This is a genomic window from Leptospira alexanderi serovar Manhao 3 str. L 60 (assembly GCF_000243815.2).
Classification (GTDB): domain Bacteria; phylum Spirochaetota; class Leptospiria; order Leptospirales; family Leptospiraceae; genus Leptospira; species Leptospira alexanderi.
Map to the genome: position 1 here is coordinate 27501 of NZ_AHMT02000024.1, position 17500 is coordinate 45000.

Genomic DNA, 17500 nt, shown 5'->3' on the forward strand with positions numbered 1-17500 from the left:
CTGTCGATTTCTTTACTATCGGATTTGTGAAGGAGAAGGAAAAATGGGAGAAGGATCACTCTCACAGGAAGATATAGACGCCCTTTTAACAGGCGGTGGCGGTGAAGCCGCACCTACTGAAACCGGAAGCGGATCCGATTTCAATCTAAGCGGAGAATTGGATTCTCTTCTGGGCGGCGGCGGTAATGCCGGCGGAGAAGCACCCGGAGGCGGCGAGAGTGGTGGAACTGATTCTCCTTCTTTTGCAGATATTTCTGCCGCCCTTGGACCTTCGCCGACTCCTTCCGCTCCTAGATCGGCCACGCGTCAGTCTGCGTCGACCCAATCCACAAACCTAAATCTACTGATGGACGTAAATCTAGCGCTTACAGTAGAGCTGGGTAGAACGAATATGTTCATCAAGGACGTCAACGGTTTGAACGAAGGTATTGTTGTAGAATTGGATAAGAATGTGGGTGAGGACTTAGACATTCTCGCGAACGGTCGTTTAGTTGGAAGAGGCAAACTTGTGGCAATGGATGATTTCTACGGAATTCAAATTACAGAAATTGTGGATCAAAGTAGAAGACTTTAAACTCGAAAGCACATCTTTTCGTTTCAAGTTGTTTTCGACATTTGTAAAGAGGATTGATTTTCTGGAATTTAGAATCCTTATAAAATAAATTTTTCATTTGATCATCGCAAAATGACAATTTTACGCGGAAATTTGATTTTAGGATTGTAGTCTTTCGATTCTCTTCCGAAAAAGAAGGAACTATATTAACGAGAGTTCAATGGTTGAAAATGAGAAAGAATTTTCTAAAAGTAGGAGTTCCTACTTTTAGAATTTGCTCGTAAAATCGCGATTTGTTGTAGTCCCATGTTTTAGGAATAGATTTACAAAGTTCAAATTCCAACTTCCTAAAAAAAAGTGAATCGCGCCGAACTCACGTTACATGAAGCAAAATTATTTAAATTTTATAGGTGAGTAACAATCTTTCCGTTACAACTTCCTCCTCTAAAGTTTGTCCAGCCATTTGAAAGCGTTTAAGCATAGAACGTCCGTTTAATATAGGGATTTCCGAAAAGAAAAGTCCTTTAGGATATTGAATATCAATAATTTTAGAACCTGATTTTTTACTGCCATCAATGCTAAGGGCAATTTTTGCTCCTCGTAATTTTGCGTTTTCAATACTATCGTATAAATCTTTAAGGGAAAAAGATTGAGCTCCATACAGTATCGCCTGTGAATCTTTGTATGGCGGATCACAATATATCAAATCGTCTGCTTCTGCGGCGTCGAAGGCATCTTTGTAATTTAAGTTGAAAAATTCACAATCTGCGACGCGATCACTCCAAGAATAGACTCTTTCAGCAAAGGATTTCGGCGAAAGGGGATTGTGAATTCCGCAAGGGGTTGACATGTAACCGTCTGCTTTGCGGAATCTTACTACACCGCCATAACAGGAACGGGATAAAAACAATAGGTCTTTAGAATTCGGATTGAGATTGTATGAACTTTTTATGATTTCATAAGCTTTTTTTTTCCCAAATTTTTCTATTAGCGCGTAATTTTCGGTATAGTCGAGAATCAACTCATCCGGATTTGATTTCAATTTCCGAAAAATGTCAATCAGAGGTTTGAATATATCGGATCCAATACCTTTTTTGGGAGATAAGGCGGCGATAACTGCACCGCTACCTAGAAAAGGTTCGTGATAGGTTTTTATTTTTTTAGGAAAATAGGAAATGATAGTATCCGCATATTTTTGTTTGTTTCCAATCCATTTCAAAAGTTGTCCTTTTAGCGGATTTTTAACCAATTGCGATTCTATCGGAAGAAGAAACGACATGACTGTATAATCAGAATATCTTAAATGAGGGCAACTGGAAAAACGTGGAATCCATTTTACTACTCGGACGCATGAAAATGATACTCGAAAATAAGCGGTCGGTTTTGCAAAAGTACAACGGTTCTCAAAAATTAAGTCAAATCGGGAAATCTCGACTTTTTAGAGGAAGATTCCAACATTCTAATTTTCGAAATAGTTTATCATAGTATTTTATTCATGCGTCCGAGTAGTATCTATGAAGCAAAGTCCTTTTTTATAAACTTCAATATAATTGTTTAATAAACCATATCTTGTTGGAACTTCTACTTATAAGCTTTGTTGAAATGCTTTAGGAACAAGCTCGTGGTAGAAACTCCAACAAAAAATCGTTTCCGTTTCAGAAATAACATTCAATTTTTTTGATCCGTATTTCCTAAAACCGATTTCAAAATCGAACGGAAGTTCGTCAAATTGAGAGGTAAAACGATTTCCGTTTTTTTACCGGAAATTTTCTCGAATTCTTTGATAAATTTTTGGCCGATTCTAAGTTTAACCGCGTCCTGTCCACCTTTCGTGTTGATCGACTGAGCGAGTAGTTCGATTCCTTTTGCGGTAGCGACTGCGATCGCTTCCACCTCTTTGGCTACCCCTTCGGCTTCGTTGATTCTTTTTTGTTTTTCGCCTTCAGACTTGTTGATGGCTTCTTCTTTAAAACCGAGAGATCGGTTGATTCTCGCATCCCTATCCCCTTCCGAAAGAGAGATCTGTGCCTTTTTGGTGATCTGCGCTTTTTTCTCTTTTTCCATCGCTTCTAAGATGGACTTAGGAGGAGTGATATTTACGATTTCGTATCGATTGACCTTGATTCCCCAAGATTCGGCGGCTAAGTCTAAAACTTCCAGAATCTTACTGTTGATCGCGTCTCTGGTTTCAAACGTAACATCCAAATCCATCGTTCCTATGATGGCGCGCATCGTAGTTTGGGCGAGTTGAGAAGCCGCAAATTGATAGTCGTTGATTCCATAACTCGCTTTGTAGGGATCCAGAACTTTGAGATAAAGGATTCCATCCATGTCCACTTGCACGTTGTCTTTCGTAATACAAGTTTGGGGAGGAACGTCCGTGGCTTGTTCTTTCAACGTATGATAGTAGGCATCCTTTTCAAGGAAAGGCCAAAGAAGATGAAGACCTGCGTGTAAGGTTCTGCTGTATTTTCCAAGCCTTTCCACTACGATACAATCCTGAGCGGAAACGATTCGAATCGAACGATAGAGTTTGTATGCGAAGTAAATTCCGAACAGAGTCCAGAATATCATTACAAATGTGCTTTGAAACGTTTCCATCTTATTGACCTTCCTTCTCTTTCGGTGTTTTGATTTCGGGTAATTTTCCGGTTACTTTGGAAAAACCTTCGAACACTCCCGCAATATTGGCAAGCTCCGCGGGAAGAATCGTGGTTTTAGAAGCGCTTAGGATTTCTCCGAGACCCGTGAGATAGTCTTCCGTAATTTGGAGATTAACAGCTTCTCCTCCGCCTTCTCTGGAAATGGATTCTGCGATCATCTGGATTCCTTTTGCTTTCGCGGCGGCAATCAGTTCTATCTCCAAAGCCTTACCGTCGGCTTCGTTGATCTTTTTCATCTTTTCCCCTTCCGAGATATTGATCGCTTCTTCTCTTTCTCCCACAGAACGATTGATCCTCGAAAGTTTTTCACCTTCCGAAATCGTGATCTCCGCTCTTTTAACTCGCTCCGCTTTTACTTGTTCTTCCATCTCGTGAAGAATTTCCTTAGGAGGAGAAATATTTTTGATTTCGTATCTTGTGACTTTGATTCCCCAGGGATCGGTCGCTTCGTCCAAAGCGCGCACAACGTGGGAATTGATATCGTCCCTTTCTGCAAATGTCTGATCAAGGATCAGCTTACCGATTTCGGAACGAAGGGTCGTCTGCGCGAGTTGTTGAGTAGCGAGCATGAAGTTTTCAATCGCATAGGAAGCCTTATAGGCATCGACTACTTTTAGATAAAGAATTCCGTCCACCGAAATGGAAACGTTATCCTTTGTGATACACATCTGAGGAGGAATGTCGATCGCGATCTCTTTCAGATTCTGTCTATATTTGACAATTTCGATGACGGGCCATAAAAAATGAAACCCGGCTTCCAAAGCGCCATTGAATACTCCCACACGTTCCACGACGAAACAATACTGTTGAGGAACGATGATGAATGTCTTACGAATCAGATAGACCAACGCTATGAAGAATAACGTGAATATGAACCCTGCAGACATAAAATCTCCTTTTCTATTTTAAAATCAGACTTATTCTTCCGGAAGTTCCAAAGGTTCCACGAGAAATGTGAGATTGTCTCGACTCACAATTCTCGCCTTACTTCCTTTTGGAATTCTGGCTTTTTTGGAAATCGCGTCCCACTCTACACCTTGAAAAAGAATCCTTCCGCCTTTTCTTTCCACGAGAACATCTTTGACGACGGGAACCAGTCTTCCGATCTGATCGTTTTCCGGAACCGCGTGTTCGGTTTGAGCCGGAAAGATTTTTCGAATCGCCGTACTTCCGACGTAAATCAGAAGAATGGAGAGAGAGGCCCAAAGTCCTAGTTGCCAGCCGAGGGAAATATCGAAAAAATATACGACAATCCCGGTGATAATTCCGGCGGTTCCTAAAAAAGCGATAAAGGTTCCGGGAATAAAAAATTCAGCGAGAATGAGTAAGATACCGCCGATGATCCAAATCGTAACCGTTAGATTGGAAAGAAAATCAGGCATGAAAAACGTATTCTCCCAGAGTGGAACAAAATTCGTAAATTTTTTTCAAAATTCAATCCGTTTTTTCTATTTTAAAAAAAAGGGAAAGGAAACGAACTATCCGGAAGAAAGGTATGAAAAAAAAACTTTTACTTTTACTTATAACGGCGATTCTGTTTCTGCAATTTCTACCTATACATCCTCCCGAAGGAACGAATCAAAACGAAATTCAAACTTCCGATGAAGTCAAAAAAATATTGAGGAAATCCTGTTACGATTGTCATTCCGATCTGACCGAATGGCCTTGGTATTCGAAAATTTTTCCCGTCAATGTATATCTTTACAATCACGTAAAGGAAGGAAAAGTTGAGCTCAATTTTTCGGAATGGAATTCCTTAAGTAAAAAAGAAAAATCGACGAAGGGCGATTCGATTTTAGAAACTTTGGAAGAAAAAGAAATGCCTCCCGGAGATTATATTCTTTTGCATCCATCCGCAAAAGTTACCCAAGAAGAATTGCAAGTTTTGAAAAGCTGGGTTCAGGATTTGGAAGAAGAGTATCGGAAAGAATAATTAAAAATAATTTGGCAAAGATCGTAATGACTGGAAAAGAAAAAAAACTCTGGGGCGGAAGATTTCAGGAAAAAACCTCTTCGATTTTGGAACGAATCGGGGAATCCGTATCCTTCGATCATAAACTTTATAAAGAAGATATTCAAGGAAGTATCGCGCACGCGAGAATGTTGAAACAAATCGGCATCTTAAGCGGAGACGAATTGTCGAAGATCGAAACCTCTCTCTCGCAAATCAAAACCGAATTGGAGGAAGGAAAGTTGGAATTCAAATCGGAGCTCGAAGACATTCATATGCATATCGAGTCCCGTTTGACCGAACTCATAGGAGAAACTGGAAAAAAATTACATACTGCAAGATCTAGAAACGATCAAGTGACTCAAGACGTACGACTGTATATCTTAGGTCGAGGAAAAGAAATTCTCAAATCCATCGTAAGTCTAAGATCTTCTTTGTATGAAAAAGCGAAACGGAGCGTGGATGTAATCATACCTGGATACACACATCTTCAAGTCGCACAACCGATCCGCGCCTCTCAGTATTTGCTTTCTTGGTTTTGGGCGTTGGAAAGGGATCAGGAATTCTTTCGTTTTGCTTTAAAAGCCTCGGATGAATTGGCTCTCGGTGGCGGAGCGATGGCGGGAGTCAATTATCCGACCGACAGGGAATTCTTAAAAAAAGAATTAGGACTTTCTAAAGTATCTCCGAATTCCATGGACGGAGTTTCGAGTCGTGATCATATTCTGGAGTTCTTATTTGCTTGTACTCAGTTGATGATCCATGCTTCTCGGATTTGCGAGGACATCATACTTTATTCTTCTCAAGAATTCGGAATTTTAAAACTATCGGATTCTCTGACCACGGGTTCGTCCATCATGCCGCAGAAAAAAAATCCGGATATCGCGGAACTCATCCGAGGAAAGGCGGGAAGGGTGATCGGAAATCTAAATCATCTCCTTGTGATGTTGAAAGGTTTGCCTTCGACTTACAACCGGGATCTTCAGGAAGATAAGTTGGCTCTTTTCGATTCGGTTGAAACCGTGGGAATCAGTTTGGAAGGGATTCAAGAAATGATCGAAGATTGGGTCTGGGTTCCCGAAAGAGCGGAATCTTCCTTAAAAAACGGATTTGCTACGGCGACGGATTTAGCGGATTTTCTCGTTTACGAAAAGAAAGTTCCGTTTCGAACCGCTCACGAACTCGTGGGAACGCTTGTAGGAGTTTGTGTGGAGAAAAAAAAGACCTTGTTTGATTTGCCCGAACCAGATCGAGTTTCGATTTCGGAACATTTTGTGGGAAAAGAATACGAAAATGCGGTTTCTCTTTCTCTTTCCGCGGACAAAAAAATCTCTTATGGAGGAACTTCCAAAAAAAGACAGGAAGAACAATTAAAAATTGCGCTGGAATCTTTGAAGGAAGCTGAAACATTGTTTTTATGAGAATCATTTCTGGAATTTTAACGTTTGTTTGTTTTTTAGCGTGTAATCGGAATCCGTTTGCACAGACCAGATACCAACCGGAAGTTTATACACCGTCTGCCGTCGTAGTTCCAAGACAGGATACGTCCGTGGTCCCATTGCCCGAAAAACCCGCGATCTATGCGATCTTCTTAACTACTCAAGGAACTATGACTGTTGAGTTATTCGACCAAGACGCCCCTAAAACGGTTCAGAACTTTATCGACCTGGCGCAAGGCGAGAAGGAATTTCTGACTAGAAACGGACAAAAGGTGAAAAAACCTTTTTACGATGGTTTGACCTTTCATAGAGTGATCGAAAATTTTATGATCCAGGGCGGTTGTCCGAACGGGGACGGAACTGGCGGTCCCGGATATCGTTTCGATGACGAGATCAACGGAAAAGCCCTCGGTCTTGATCAGATAAAAGCCGGAGAAGCTCCCTATTATCAATATCAACTTCAAAAGGCCGTGGCTAACGAACTTCGGATAAAAAACAATGAAGAAGCGGAATCAAAAAGAGAATTGATCGAAAAGGCATTTGAAGACGCCAAGAAGTTATCGGTTCTTGAAATTCTTTTTAGAATCGGATATAAATACAATGAAATTCTAAAGTCTCATAAGGCGCTTAAGGGTTCTCTTGCAATGGCGAATGCTGGACCGAATACAAACGGCTCCCAATTTTTTATCAATCAAGTGGACACACCTCATCTGGACGGTCTTCACACTGTTTTCGGTCAATTGGTATCCGGCGCGGACGTTGTGGACAAGATTGTAAAGGTGGGAAACTCCAAAACTTCGATCAAAAAAGTTCTCATCGTAGATAAAAGAACGGCGGCTACGGCGGTGCAATGACATTCACACCGGATAAAACCCAGGCAAAGAACTATCTTGCAGTGATTCAAGAACTGGCAAATTATTCTTCCGGTTCTACCAGCACGAGTCGCATTTTAGAGCGATTGTCTGTGCTCCCGGTGCACGATCAAGAATCCAGGGCCTCGATTTTGGAAACTAGCGAAGGGAAAAATCTTCCGGATCGTTTAGTTGAAATCATAAAACTCTTTCGAATGACCCATTCCAAACGTCAGGAAATATATTCTTTTTACGAAACCGCGATTTCAAAATACGGGATAATCAACACTTTAACCGCAAAAAGAAAACCGACGGACGACGAGGCGCGTATCAAACAGATTCTTACGGATTATATTCTAAAAATTGAATCTTTTTTCGAAAAAAACGACATAGGGGACGAAGCACTCATTAAGGAAATCAATCGATTCTTAAATGAACTCGAATCTCTGAATTTATTAAACGAAGACAATCTTACCGCATTGATCCTTTCCTCAAAGGCGATTTCGCTCATACAACCTCCGATGGAAAAGTTGGTCTCTTGTTACGAAGACTACGATAAGATAGAAGTTATTCTCAAACGATTGATCCGAATCGCAGAGATGATCATAGAGGATGCCAAGGCCCCACGTTGATCTAAAAATCCTTGTATTTTTTCGTTGGTTTTGAGGGAATTTGCCGAAAATAAACTAGAATGATTCGGATTCTTCTCGCAATTTTACTGACTCCTTCGTTTCTTCTTGCGTTTCCAAAACGGGATGCACGGGGTTCGGTTTCGGAAAATTATCTCAAACAACAGGGAATCATCACGTTGGATTTGAAAAAAATTCATTACCGTGAGAACGATAAAATTCCGATAAAGATGTCCATCACGAATACCGGAAACGAGGTAATAAGAATCTTTCCGTCCGGAAGAGATCTGGAATCGTATCGAGTTGTAGTTCGGGACGAAAATGGGAATCAGATTCCGGAAAGGGACGAAGAAAAAAGGAGCGATTCCGTGTTAAAACGAAGAAATACGATCGAATCCCTGGAAGGAAAAGAAATCAAAGAAATCATTCTACACAAAGACGAAGTGTTCTCTAAGGAGATCGATCTGAATTCTCGTTTTGATTTGGAGCCGGGAAAGAAGTATTTTGTGACCGCGTATTTTCATCCGAATATACAGGAAATGCCCGCGCTTTTTATTCGTTCTCGCAACCAACCTTATTTCTTTTACGAGGAAAAACACGGCGAACCGGTCCTCTTGTCCATCCCCGAAAAAGATCCGACTGCGGACGGGCTTGAACCGGAAGAAGTGATTCATTTATTTTTGGGTTCCGAAAAGAAAAAAAATTGGGCACATCATTTCAAGTGGATCTATTTTCCAGAATATATACAGGCTTACGATCAATACTCGGAAGAATACAATCGTGCGGAAGAATCCGAAAGAGATTTTCTGCTGGAGAATTTTAAACGATATCTTACCGAATCCAGAGCGGGGATTCTTCATTCTTACAGAATTTTGAACACGGAATCAGTTTCTCCCGGTTTGGCGAGAGTAACGGTTTTTGTGGAGAGAAAGTTGAACCGCTTGCGTTCCAAATACGAATATATTTACACTCTCAGAAGGGTTCCCGACGAACAGGGAGGTTTCTGGAAAGTGTCTAACTTAGTGGCGAAGGTAAAGAAATGACGGAGATTCTATCGCAGGATGAAATTGACGCGCTACTAAGCGCCATCAGTTCCGGTGAAGTAAGCGAATCGGATTATACTTCCGTTTCTGAACAAAAAAAGGTAAAGATCTACGACTTCAAACGTCCTGATAAATTTTCAAAGGACCAAATTCGTACGTTGCAAATGATGCACGAAACCTTTGCTCGTCTGGCGACTACGGGTCTTTCGGCACAGCTCAGAGCGCTCGTATCCGTTCACGTCGCCTCCGTGGATCAGTTGACTTATGAAGAATTCATTCGTTCGATTCCGAATCCGACTACTCTTGCCGTAATCAACATGGATCCTTTGAGAGGCTCCGCGATTTTAGAGATCGATCCTTCGATTTCGTTTACAATCATTGATCGTCTGTTTGGCGGTAAGGGAGAGCAGGCAAAAATTTCCAGAGAACTTTCCGAGATAGAGATGAGCGTAATGGAAGGGATTATCGTTCGAATTCTCGGGAATATGAGGGAATCTTGGTCTACTGTAATCGATTTAAGGCCGAGACTCGGGAATATCGAAACGAATCCTCAGTTTGCACAGGTGGTTCCACCGAACGACATGGTGGTTTTGATCACTCTCGAAACCAAAATCGGAGAAGTGGAAGGGATGACGAACCTTTGTATTCCCTATATCACGATCGAACCGATCATCAATAAGTTATCCGCACAATATTGGTATTCGTCCATTCGAAAAGGGGAATTGGATGAGAACCGCGCCGTAATTCAAGAGCGACTGGATCAGGTTGCAATTCCTTTGATCGCAGAAGTAGGATCCGTGGACGTTTCCATCAACGATTTTATGAATCTTTCCGTTGGTGATGTTGTGAAATTGGAAAACACTTCTACAAGATCCGAGATGATCGTAAAAGTTGGGGAGAGAAAAAAATTCAAATGCCTTCCCGGAAGAGTGGGGAGCCGACTTGCGATTCAAATTGGAGACAGGGTGGAAGATATTCCGGATGAACTTCTGGGTTCCACACGTTCTGAACAGGAATATTAGAATCTTAACTTAACATTTGCTTTTGAATTTGTACCAAAATCAAAGAAATAGGGCAGAGATGAATTTCAATAAAAAAGGCGGTTAGAAACCGCCTTTGAAATCGGTCAAGATTGTCTACAACACAAATTGTGAAAGCGTTGCGTTAAGTTAAGAAAACCGTAACGTCCAATTTATGTTTAGAAAATTATTTTTTCCACTGAATACATTCGCCGGGGCATTCATCCATTTCTTTTTGAACGATTTTCCAGTCTTCTTCGGGGATCGGAGCTTGATTTACCATTTCTCCTCCGATATGAGTTTCCGAAGTGTCATTATCATCCATTTGAAAATATTTCGGAAGATTGTCTGCACATTGATTGCAGGACGTGCAGTTGTCCTTATCTACATACGCAATTTTAGTCGGCATAGGCTTCGATTCTCCTGGGCGGTCGCTTAAAAACAGGTTTCAAGATCAATTTTCTAACCATTTGTTAGACAGCAAGTCCTTTTCTAGGGTTCTTGCACGACTAAAGATCTTACCGAAGATCGGTTTGGAACGAAGTAGAAGCAACTTAGTGAAGGCAAAAATAGAGAAAACTGTGGACTTGAAATAAATTTTGTGCTATTTTGCCCGGAAAGAATTTAAATGGGAGACCAGAATGTTTCGAAAAGGTTCATACCTCGTATTGATTGTCTTATTCGCTATTGATTGTGGAAAGTCCAAAAAGGAAGACCTACAAGGCGGAGTTTTTACTTTTATCAAAGGAAGCGTAAAGCTTTCAGATAAAGCCGGAAAAGAAAAGAAAGTAGGGCTTTCGGAATTTATCCTTCCGGAAGATAAAATCGAAACGACAAAAGATTCATACACGGATATTCAACTCATGGATGGAGTGATCATTCGCGTAAAAGAGAACACAAGTCTTACCTTGAATAGGATTTATGTGGATTCTAAAAATGCGGAGATATATTCGGATATTAACCTCAATAAAGGAAAGATATTTTCTAGAGTCGGTACAAAACTTACCAAATCTTCCGGATTCAAAATCACTACGCCTACTTCGACTGCGGCGGTTCGTGGAACCGACTTTCAAGTCGAAGTGGAAGGAAACAAAACCGAAACTCTCGTTTCCGAAGGATCTGTGGAAGTTGTAGATAACGATAATCCGGATCTGAGTAACGTAGCGGATGCTGGCGGGAAAATTGTTTCCGACGGTAAAAGTCAGAAGGAAGAGACACTTTCCGAAGACGAGTTGAAGGAATTGCAAGAAGATGCGGCTACCGTTCAGTCCATTACTGAAGAACAAAGGCAAAGAATTGAAGAGATCCTAAAAGACTTTAAAGAAAACAAGGAAAGAATTCTTCAAGGTCTGGAGGAACAAAAACTAAGGAACCAAGAACTCATCAATGCTACGAAAGAGGAAAATCGTAGAATGATCGACGAAGTCAAAGAATCCGGAAAGGCCGAAAGGGAAGCCATCAAAAGTGCCGCTGATGAAGAAAGAAAAAACATCAAGTCCGGCATCGACAAGGATAAGGAAGCCCTGGAGAATTCCAGAAAATCTTTGAAAGACCAAGTCAAGCCTCAATAAGATTTTTTCAAAAAGCCTCGATTTCGTTTTGTTAAGCGAAGTCGGGTTTTTAAACGTATTTTCTCTAATAACTTCCCAGTTGTATAAGAGGCCGTCTCAAAACCTTAAAAAGACATCTTTAAACGATCCGGCAAGTTTCTAAAAAATGTGGGAGTTCTCACAGATTACATCGTATTGCCGGTTTCCCTGTCGTTTAAGATTGTAGTAGTTCCTACATTTTGGTGTTTTGAGGCGGGTTCTAAGCCGTTTATAACATTGACACCCTCAATCTTAGAATTATGTTTGAAAGAAAGTTTGGCTTTTAAAAGTGTGTTTAAACTTTAACATATTCTTAAGGAATCTATGAAACAAATCATTTCAATTTTAGTATTAATTTGCATGTTCGGTTGTGTGTCTTTACCTGAAACGCTTAAAAAGAAGGCGTCTTCGGATCTATCCATCCTTGCTGTTTCAATTTCGTTACAAGCACCCATTGCACTCTTTTCAAAAGATGCATCTGACGTTTTGTTCGTAAAATTAGCGAATCCGAAGGACAAAAAATCTGTTGCGAAAGTCATTCCAAGTAATTTTGCGGCAGACAGCTACGTTTACTTAGTTAACGCAGAACCGGGGACTTACACCGTGATTTTAGCAGGTGCTGAGAAACAAAATCAAAACGATACACCTGTTGTTCATTATTTAAACAACGAAACGATTGAAAAAATTAAGATCAACGTGAATAAAAACGAGTTGGTCTATGGCGGTAAGTTCGTTTTAAATTCTAGTCAAGAAGATGCGGCTTGGGGAAAAGTGGATAAGGCGAATCGCGATCAAAAGTTGATCTCAAGCAATGACACTGATTTTTCTAGAGCGTTATTATATGCTTCGTGGTTGGATAAGGTTGAGTCGAATGATGTCGGAAAACAGAATTTCTTAGAAAAAGCGAAAAAAGTTTTCGCTGAGTCTGAGTGGGCTTCTATCGTAAAGTAATTTTCCGAAATCGAGTGTGAAAATGAAATTCGCACTCGATCTTAATCCTTTTGAAATTGAGTTAAGCGTTCCGTTTTCTCTTCGTCGAAACTCCTACAAGATTCTCATCCGGAAAAAATCATTCCCCCTTCGAATCATTTTTCAACTTAAAGTAAAGAATGCTCAAAGTAAAAATGAACGTGACTGCGTTTGCGAGAATGATCGGGAAATCTTGTTTGAGACAACCGTAGACAAACCAAAGAACCACACCCGTAACCAACACGATGTACATGTTTCTGGAAATGTCTTTCGTACTTCCTCCCATGACGATACGGATAAGCTGAGGCAAAAAAGAAACCGTCGTGAGAAGGGAAGCGATATAACCTAAAAACGTAATGGAGTCCATGTCGTATTAAAATCCGTTAGGTTTTCGAATATTCTCGGGTGACGACGGTTTTGATTCCGCCTCGAGGATTGTAATCTCCGATCACTTTTAAGTATTTCGGATCGATGGCCGCGATAAGATCCTCCATGATCTTATTCACTAAAAATTCGTGAAAAATACCGACGTTTCTATAACTTAGAATGTATTCTTTGAAGGACTTGAGCTCTATACAACGGCCGGTAGGAATATAAGAAATGAAAATTACTCCGAAATCGGGGAGTCCGGTTTTCGGACAAACCGCCGTAAATTCTGGAACTGTAAAATCGATTGTATAATCCTTTCCTTCGTAAACATTGGTGAAAGATTCGATTTCGGGAGTTTTCAGAGAAGGGATGTGATCTTGTCTTCCATCGTAAGTCTCTGGATGATTCGTTTCCATGAATAGTTCCTTGATGACCAGATTTTTCGATCTTTTCTCCGCGAAAATTCTTTTTCCCGAATTGGAATCCGTATCAAAGTCCCAAAGAGGGGTGGAATGGAAGTCCGGAAGAAAATTGCCGTGGTTGATTTCGGTGGACAATATGCTCACTTGATAGCATCCAGAATTCGAAGATTAGGTGCTTATACGGAAATTCTTTCTAACGAAGAACCTCTTTCCAATTATCAAAAATACGCGGGGATTATTCTTTCGGGAGGACCAGAAAGCGTTTACGAACCCGATTCTCCAACGATTACAACTCGGATTTTCGAACTCGGAATTCCAGTTCTCGGAATTTGTTACGGTCATCAGTTGATTATGAAACTTCTCGGCGGAGTTGTAGAACGTTCCGGAACGGGAGAATACGGACCTACTTCTTTACAAATTCATGATTCCAACGGAAATTTTCTCTTGAAGAATTTTGTAGGAGGGGAACGGGTTTGGATGAATCACGCAGACGAAGTCGTAAAACTTCCGGAAGGTTTTTCTAGAATCGCTTCTTCGAAAGATTGCGGTTATGCGGTTGTGGAGAATTCTTCCAAAAAGATTTTCGGAATCCAATTTCACGCGGAAGTAAGTCATAGCGAAAAGGGTTCTGTTCTTCTTGATAATTTTATTCAAATTTGCGGAGCTTCTAAAACCTGGGGAATCGATCAGTTCTTAAAAAAAAAGATCAAAGAGATCCAAGAAACAGTAAAACCGGAACAAAAGATTTTTATGCTCGTTTCGGGTGGGGTGGATTCTACCGTTTCTTATCTTCTTCTGTGTAAAGCTCTCGGTGCGGAAAAAGTTCTCGGATTTTTAGTCGATACCGGTTTTATGAGAAAGGGAGAAGTTCTTCATCTTCAAGAAAAACTGGCTCTCCGGGATATCCATCTAACGGTAAGAGACGAATCGAATCTTTTTTATGAAAGTTTAAAAGGGAAATCCGATCCCGAAGAAAAAAGAAAAATCGTGGGAAACTTATTTCTAGAAGCTAGGGATCGCGCCATAAAGGATTTAGATCTGGAACACGGGGATTGGCTTCTGGGTCAGGGAACTATCTATCCGGACACGATTGAATCCGGTGGGACGAAACATTCTCATACTATCAAAACACATCATAATCGAGTCGAAGCAATTCAAAAACTGATCGAAGAGGGAAAGATCATTGAACCGATCCGAGATCTTTATAAGGACGAGGTCAGGGATCTGGGAGTTCTTCTTGGGTTGGAACCGGAATGGGTAGGTCGTCATCCGTTTCCGGGGCCTGGGCTTGTGGTGCGCATGCTAGCGGTTGAAAAAGAAGGAACAAGTGAGGATCAGAATGTGGTCGATTCTTATCTTGCGACTCAAGGAGGATTGTCCGGTAAAATCCTTCCCGTTGCCAGCGTAGGCGTTAAAGGGGATCGAAGATCCTATGCAAACTGTGTAGTGTTAAGCGACATCGAAACGGATTGGAAAACTTTGGATCGGGTAGCTACACATCTTTCCAATCGGTTTTCCTTTATCAATCGTGTGGTTCTTTTGCCTTTCGAGACCGACGTCAAAAAATTGAACTTTCAATTTACTGGAATGCAGTTGGATAAAAGTTGCTCCGATTTGCTTCGGGAAGCGGATTATGCGGTTGAGTCCGCGATTCGCGGGGCCGGCCTTTACGATAAGATTTGGCAGATGCCCGTCGTTCTTTTGCCCATCGGAGAAAGGAAGAATGAAAAGAGTATCGTTCTTCGTCCGGTTGAATCTCAGGAGGCGATGACGGCTAACTTCTTTCCGATGGAACGTTTTCTGTTGCAGGAAATCAAAAACGTAGTTTCCAAGATTGGTGGGATTCGTTACGTGTTTTTTGATCTTACGAACAAACCTCCCGGAACAATCGAATGGGAGTGACAAATTAAGATTTGATTGTGAGCGGTTTTGTGTCTATGTTCTTTGTTTTTACAATCGATAATTCAGGATTTTTTCTAAAAAGTTGGATTGAGTAGTTCCCGTATTTCAGACGTAAGGCGGAGATTTTAGAATGAACTTTTACTTTTCTTTCGAAATCAGAAATTCCTTTCCAAGATGCTCAAAGACGAGTTGATTCTCTCTTTGAAAAATGCTCTTAGAAAAATCCAAAAGGAGTTCGCTGGAAAAAGAACCCAATTCTCCGAGAGGTGCCGGATGGGCTAAGGACTCTCGAAAGGTTATTAGATTTTCAGGCTGAAAGAGAACGGCCAAACCGGGAGAATAAAATAGTTTCTCGTTTTCTAATTTGCGAAAGATAAAAATCGTAGTCGCAGGTTGAATGAAATTCCATTCTCCATTACAGACTGCAAGATAAGGAAATTCGGGATGTTCTCCTGTTTCGTTCTTACGAATCCTTGAAATGAAAAAATCCAAAAACTCCGGATCTTTCAGCTCCGAAAAATCATGATAGAGTTTTCCTCTTCCGTCCAGTTGATAAAAATAGGTTCTTCTTTGTCTCATAAGAACTTGTCCCGATCGGGAGCAGCCGATCTATTTGATAAAGTAAAACTAAGTTCTAGGACACGCTGTAAAGACTTTTCTATTGACACTGATCTTTCTCTTAAAATCATACCTTATAACGGCGTCGTGGCCAAGTGGTAAGGCATGGCTCTGCAAAAGCTTGATCCCCGGTTCGAATCCGGGCGACGCCTGTAGTAGTGGATAGGTTTTAGAAGTCAGTAGTTAGGTGACCTACAGAATAAAAAAATCGTACTTTGTTAAGAGTCTGATTTTTTTGTCCTAAAAAAGGAACTAACCATTAAATTTCTATCCACTGGCATCTAAATGCCTGGATGGTGGAATGGTAGACACCCAGGACTTAAAATCCTGTGAGAGCAATCTCGTGCGAGTTCGAGTCTCGCTCCAGGTACCATTCGATTCTCTGGCGTGCTACCGCGTCAGACGAATCACCGTATCGCAAATCTTCCCAAAATACAATTTTGGAAAATCGATTTTCTCCCCTTTCCTAAAACCCGAATATCCGATTTTAAAATCTCGAAAGAAAACCCCTTCCGGAAACGCGTTTGGAGTCGTCTCCAAAAGAAAATTCGAAATGAGAATCGGATTTTTTCCTTTTCGTAAATCGACTTGAATCGTTCCTAAATCGGTTTCTCCGTGCGCCCAATAGAGCTGATCTTGGTCGAAAGAATCCCTGGAAACGACGGTAATCGTGGCCGACTTAGGAGCGTTTACGGAATTTTCCGGAATATAAATTGTAAAACTAAACGGGGTTTTTCTCGGATAAGGAGGATCGTGATAACGATGCGTTAGACATCCTTCCACCTGAAAGGGAAGGGAAGCTTGTTGAACGTTTAGCTGGGAAGATTGAATTCCGAAGGATCGTGTCGAGGATAAGGCGGATGTGCGACTAACATTAAATTGAGACGGAACCTGCAAAGAACCTTTCTCTAATGAAGAGGATGCGTCCGAAACGATTTCGTACTTTAGAATATTCTTTTGTACTTCTCGTGTAAGAGCGAGATCGGAAGACCTGACTCTTCGGTTGTAAACTTCCAAAGGTTCTAAATTGAGTTTCAAAATCCAGAAAAGCCAATAGAGTAAAATCGGAATTGCAATTGCACAGAATGTTTTAAAGAATCGAGTGTACTTTTCTAAACAGTGACAAGGTGTTTTTTTAAAGAAAAAAACTTTCCGGATCTTTTCTTGATATTTTTTCGGCAATAAGTTCATTCTTTCGTTGATTTGAGGTTTGGGGATAAGTTCTAATTTCCCTCCTAGAAAAATTCCGCAGAACGCGAAAAAAGGAAGAACTACTTCGTCGTCCAAAAGATAACACTGAAAAAAACCGGCCGGAAATAAACTCAAAACTCCGATCGTAAGAATCGGAATTCCCGTTAAAGAGTTGAAATCGTTTTGAAAAAAGAAATCGAACAGCTTTCCCCAAAAAAGGATAAAAAGAATTCCAGCCATGATTCCTCCGGTGACTAAAAAGTGAAGAAGATCGTTGTGAGCGTGCCCCCTC

At 40.9% G+C, this 17500-nt stretch carries 19 protein-coding genes and 2 tRNA genes (1 of these 21 running past the window's edge); 12 read left to right on the forward strand and 9 right to left on the reverse strand.

What is annotated here, in order from left to right; all coding sequences use genetic code 11:
- The first annotated feature begins 43 nt into the window (after positions 1–43).
- Positions 44–574, forward strand: coding sequence for a flagellar motor switch protein FliN (fliN, locus tag LEP1GSC062_RS07745; protein WP_010578068.1), 531 nt, complete (start codon positions 44–46; stop codon positions 572–574).
- Positions 575–950: 376 nt separating this feature from the next.
- Here the strand turns inward: fliN and LEP1GSC062_RS07750 are convergent, their stop codons facing one another.
- The 4 genes from LEP1GSC062_RS07750 to LEP1GSC062_RS07765 form a co-directional block, all read right to left on the reverse strand.
- A complete protein-coding gene (locus LEP1GSC062_RS07750) occupies positions 951–1832 on the reverse strand; it encodes a Dam family site-specific DNA-(adenine-N6)-methyltransferase (protein WP_020983965.1) in 882 nt (293 codons plus the stop codon).
- Between the two features lie 389 nt (positions 1833–2221).
- Positions 2222–3154 carry an SPFH domain-containing protein gene (locus LEP1GSC062_RS07755; RefSeq protein ID WP_020983891.1) on the reverse strand — a complete coding sequence of 311 codons (933 nt, stop codon included), beginning with the start codon at positions 3152–3154 and terminating at the stop codon, positions 2222–2224.
- 1 nt (position 3155) lies between these two features.
- The gene (locus LEP1GSC062_RS07760) at positions 3156–4103 is read right to left on the reverse strand and encodes an SPFH domain-containing protein (protein WP_010578070.1); all 948 of its coding nucleotides are present in this window, start codon (positions 4101–4103) and stop codon (positions 3156–3158) included.
- Positions 4104–4133: 30 nt separating this feature from the next.
- Positions 4134–4598, reverse strand: coding sequence for an NfeD family protein (locus LEP1GSC062_RS07765; RefSeq protein WP_010578071.1), 465 nt, complete (start codon positions 4596–4598; stop codon positions 4134–4136).
- 113 nt (positions 4599–4711) lie between these two features.
- Here LEP1GSC062_RS07765 and LEP1GSC062_RS07770 point away from each other — a divergent pair, with 113 nt between their 5' ends.
- The 6 genes from LEP1GSC062_RS07770 to fliM are packed head-to-tail and all read left to right on the forward strand — an operon-like array spanning position 4712 to position 10151.
- Positions 4712–5149 carry a heme-binding domain-containing protein gene (locus LEP1GSC062_RS07770; RefSeq protein WP_039941537.1) on the forward strand — a complete coding sequence of 146 codons (438 nt, stop codon included), beginning with the start codon at positions 4712–4714 and terminating at the stop codon, positions 5147–5149.
- Between the two features lie 26 nt (positions 5150–5175).
- Complete coding sequence (argH, locus tag LEP1GSC062_RS07775; RefSeq protein ID WP_039941569.1) at positions 5176–6588, forward strand: argininosuccinate lyase; 1413 nt, start codon at positions 5176–5178, stop codon at positions 6586–6588.
- Positions 6585–7460 carry a peptidylprolyl isomerase gene (locus LEP1GSC062_RS07780; protein WP_010578074.1) on the forward strand — a complete coding sequence of 292 codons (876 nt, stop codon included), beginning with the start codon at positions 6585–6587 and terminating at the stop codon, positions 7458–7460. Before argH ends, LEP1GSC062_RS07780 begins: the two co-directional genes overlap by 4 nt.
- On the forward strand, positions 7457–8089 hold the full coding sequence (locus LEP1GSC062_RS07785) for a hypothetical protein (RefSeq protein ID WP_010578075.1): 633 nt from the start codon (positions 7457–7459) through the stop codon (positions 8087–8089). The genes LEP1GSC062_RS07780 and LEP1GSC062_RS07785 overlap by 4 nt, the downstream gene beginning before the upstream one ends.
- A gap of 59 nt (positions 8090–8148) precedes the next feature.
- Complete coding sequence (locus LEP1GSC062_RS07790; RefSeq protein ID WP_020983932.1) at positions 8149–9129, forward strand: hypothetical protein; 981 nt, start codon at positions 8149–8151, stop codon at positions 9127–9129.
- On the forward strand, positions 9126–10151 hold the full coding sequence (gene fliM, locus LEP1GSC062_RS07795) for a flagellar motor switch protein FliM (RefSeq protein WP_002721870.1): 1026 nt from the start codon (positions 9126–9128) through the stop codon (positions 10149–10151). Before LEP1GSC062_RS07790 ends, fliM begins: the two co-directional genes overlap by 4 nt.
- 184 nt (positions 10152–10335) lie before the next feature.
- On the opposite strand, the gene LEP1GSC062_RS07800 is transcribed toward fliM, so the two are convergent.
- Positions 10336–10557, reverse strand: coding sequence for a ferredoxin (locus tag LEP1GSC062_RS07800; RefSeq protein WP_002630943.1), 222 nt, complete (start codon positions 10555–10557; stop codon positions 10336–10338).
- Between the two features lie 232 nt (positions 10558–10789).
- Between LEP1GSC062_RS07800 and lsa33 the strand changes: the two genes are divergently transcribed.
- Positions 10790–11719, forward strand: coding sequence for a surface adhesin Lsa33 (gene lsa33, locus LEP1GSC062_RS07805; RefSeq protein WP_010578076.1), 930 nt, complete (start codon positions 10790–10792; stop codon positions 11717–11719).
- Positions 11720–12061: 342 nt separating this feature from the next.
- The gene (locus LEP1GSC062_RS07810; RefSeq protein ID WP_010578077.1) at positions 12062–12688 is read left to right on the forward strand and encodes a hypothetical protein; all 627 of its coding nucleotides are present in this window, start codon (positions 12062–12064) and stop codon (positions 12686–12688) included.
- Between the two features lie 118 nt (positions 12689–12806).
- Here the strand turns inward: LEP1GSC062_RS07810 and LEP1GSC062_RS07815 are convergent, their stop codons facing one another.
- Together LEP1GSC062_RS07815 and queF are read right to left on the reverse strand one after the other, a co-directional pair.
- A complete protein-coding gene (locus LEP1GSC062_RS07815; protein ID WP_010578078.1) occupies positions 12807–13073 on the reverse strand; it encodes a SemiSWEET transporter in 267 nt (88 codons plus the stop codon).
- Between the two features lie 16 nt (positions 13074–13089).
- A complete protein-coding gene (gene queF, locus LEP1GSC062_RS07820) occupies positions 13090–13632 on the reverse strand; it encodes a preQ(1) synthase (protein ID WP_010578079.1) in 543 nt (180 codons plus the stop codon).
- On the opposite strand from queF, the gene guaA reads away from it, so the two are divergent.
- Positions 13588–15399 carry a glutamine-hydrolyzing GMP synthase gene (gene guaA / locus LEP1GSC062_RS07825; protein ID WP_039941540.1) on the forward strand — a complete coding sequence of 604 codons (1812 nt, stop codon included), beginning with the start codon at positions 13588–13590 and terminating at the stop codon, positions 15397–15399. The genes queF and guaA overlap by 45 nt on opposite strands.
- Positions 15400–15537: 138 nt before the next feature.
- Here guaA and LEP1GSC062_RS07830 read toward each other — a convergent pair whose 3' ends face one another.
- Positions 15538–15978 carry a DUF4505 family protein gene (locus tag LEP1GSC062_RS07830; RefSeq protein WP_020983968.1) on the reverse strand — a complete coding sequence of 147 codons (441 nt, stop codon included), beginning with the start codon at positions 15976–15978 and terminating at the stop codon, positions 15538–15540.
- A 120-nt stretch (positions 15979–16098) separates the two neighbouring features.
- Here LEP1GSC062_RS07830 and LEP1GSC062_RS07835 point away from each other — a divergent pair.
- Together LEP1GSC062_RS07835 and LEP1GSC062_RS07840 are read left to right on the forward strand one after the other, a co-directional pair.
- Positions 16099–16169, forward strand: a tRNA-Cys gene (locus LEP1GSC062_RS07835).
- Between the two features lie 135 nt (positions 16170–16304).
- Positions 16305–16390: transfer RNA gene (locus tag LEP1GSC062_RS07840), tRNA-Leu, on the forward strand.
- 17 nt (positions 16391–16407) lie between these two features.
- Here LEP1GSC062_RS07840 and LEP1GSC062_RS07845 read toward each other — a convergent pair.
- On the reverse strand, positions 16408–17500 hold the 3' portion of the coding sequence (locus tag LEP1GSC062_RS07845) for an O-antigen ligase family protein (protein ID WP_020983935.1). Its footprint extends 1076 nt past the window's final position; the window shows 1093 of its 2169 coding nt (coding positions 1077–2169); its start codon lies beyond the right edge, outside the window — the gene reads right to left on this strand; its stop codon occupies positions 16408–16410.

Coding starts and splice junctions, on each gene's coding strand:
- fliN (WP_010578068.1), top strand. CDS start 44: ATGGGAGAAGGATCACTCTCACAGGAAGATATAGACGCCCTTTTAACA.
- LEP1GSC062_RS07750 (WP_020983965.1), bottom strand. CDS start 1,832: ATGTCGTTTCTTCTTCCGATAGAATCGCAATTGGTTAAAAATCCGCTA.
- LEP1GSC062_RS07755 (WP_020983891.1), bottom strand. CDS start 3,154: ATGGAAACGTTTCAAAGCACATTTGTAATGATATTCTGGACTCTGTTC.
- LEP1GSC062_RS07760 (WP_010578070.1), bottom strand. CDS start 4,103: ATGTCTGCAGGGTTCATATTCACGTTATTCTTCATAGCGTTGGTCTAT.
- LEP1GSC062_RS07765 (WP_010578071.1), bottom strand. CDS start 4,598: ATGCCTGATTTTCTTTCCAATCTAACGGTTACGATTTGGATCATCGGC.
- LEP1GSC062_RS07770 (WP_039941537.1), top strand. CDS start 4,712: ATGAAAAAAAAACTTTTACTTTTACTTATAACGGCGATTCTGTTTCTG.
- argH (WP_039941569.1), top strand. CDS start 5,176: ATGACTGGAAAAGAAAAAAAACTCTGGGGCGGAAGATTTCAGGAAAAA.
- LEP1GSC062_RS07780 (WP_010578074.1), top strand. CDS start 6,585: ATGAGAATCATTTCTGGAATTTTAACGTTTGTTTGTTTTTTAGCGTGT.
- LEP1GSC062_RS07785 (WP_010578075.1), top strand. CDS start 7,457: ATGACATTCACACCGGATAAAACCCAGGCAAAGAACTATCTTGCAGTG.
- LEP1GSC062_RS07790 (WP_020983932.1), top strand. CDS start 8,149: ATGATTCGGATTCTTCTCGCAATTTTACTGACTCCTTCGTTTCTTCTT.
- fliM (WP_002721870.1), top strand. CDS start 9,126: ATGACGGAGATTCTATCGCAGGATGAAATTGACGCGCTACTAAGCGCC.
- LEP1GSC062_RS07800 (WP_002630943.1), bottom strand. CDS start 10,557: ATGCCGACTAAAATTGCGTATGTAGATAAGGACAACTGCACGTCCTGC.
- lsa33 (WP_010578076.1), top strand. CDS start 10,790: ATGTTTCGAAAAGGTTCATACCTCGTATTGATTGTCTTATTCGCTATT.
- LEP1GSC062_RS07810 (WP_010578077.1), top strand. CDS start 12,062: ATGAAACAAATCATTTCAATTTTAGTATTAATTTGCATGTTCGGTTGT.
- LEP1GSC062_RS07815 (WP_010578078.1), bottom strand. CDS start 13,073: ATGGACTCCATTACGTTTTTAGGTTATATCGCTTCCCTTCTCACGACG.
- guaA (WP_039941540.1), top strand. CDS start 13,588: ATGGAAGTCCGGAAGAAAATTGCCGTGGTTGATTTCGGTGGACAATAT.
- LEP1GSC062_RS07830 (WP_020983968.1), bottom strand. CDS start 15,978: ATGAGACAAAGAAGAACCTATTTTTATCAACTGGACGGAAGAGGAAAA.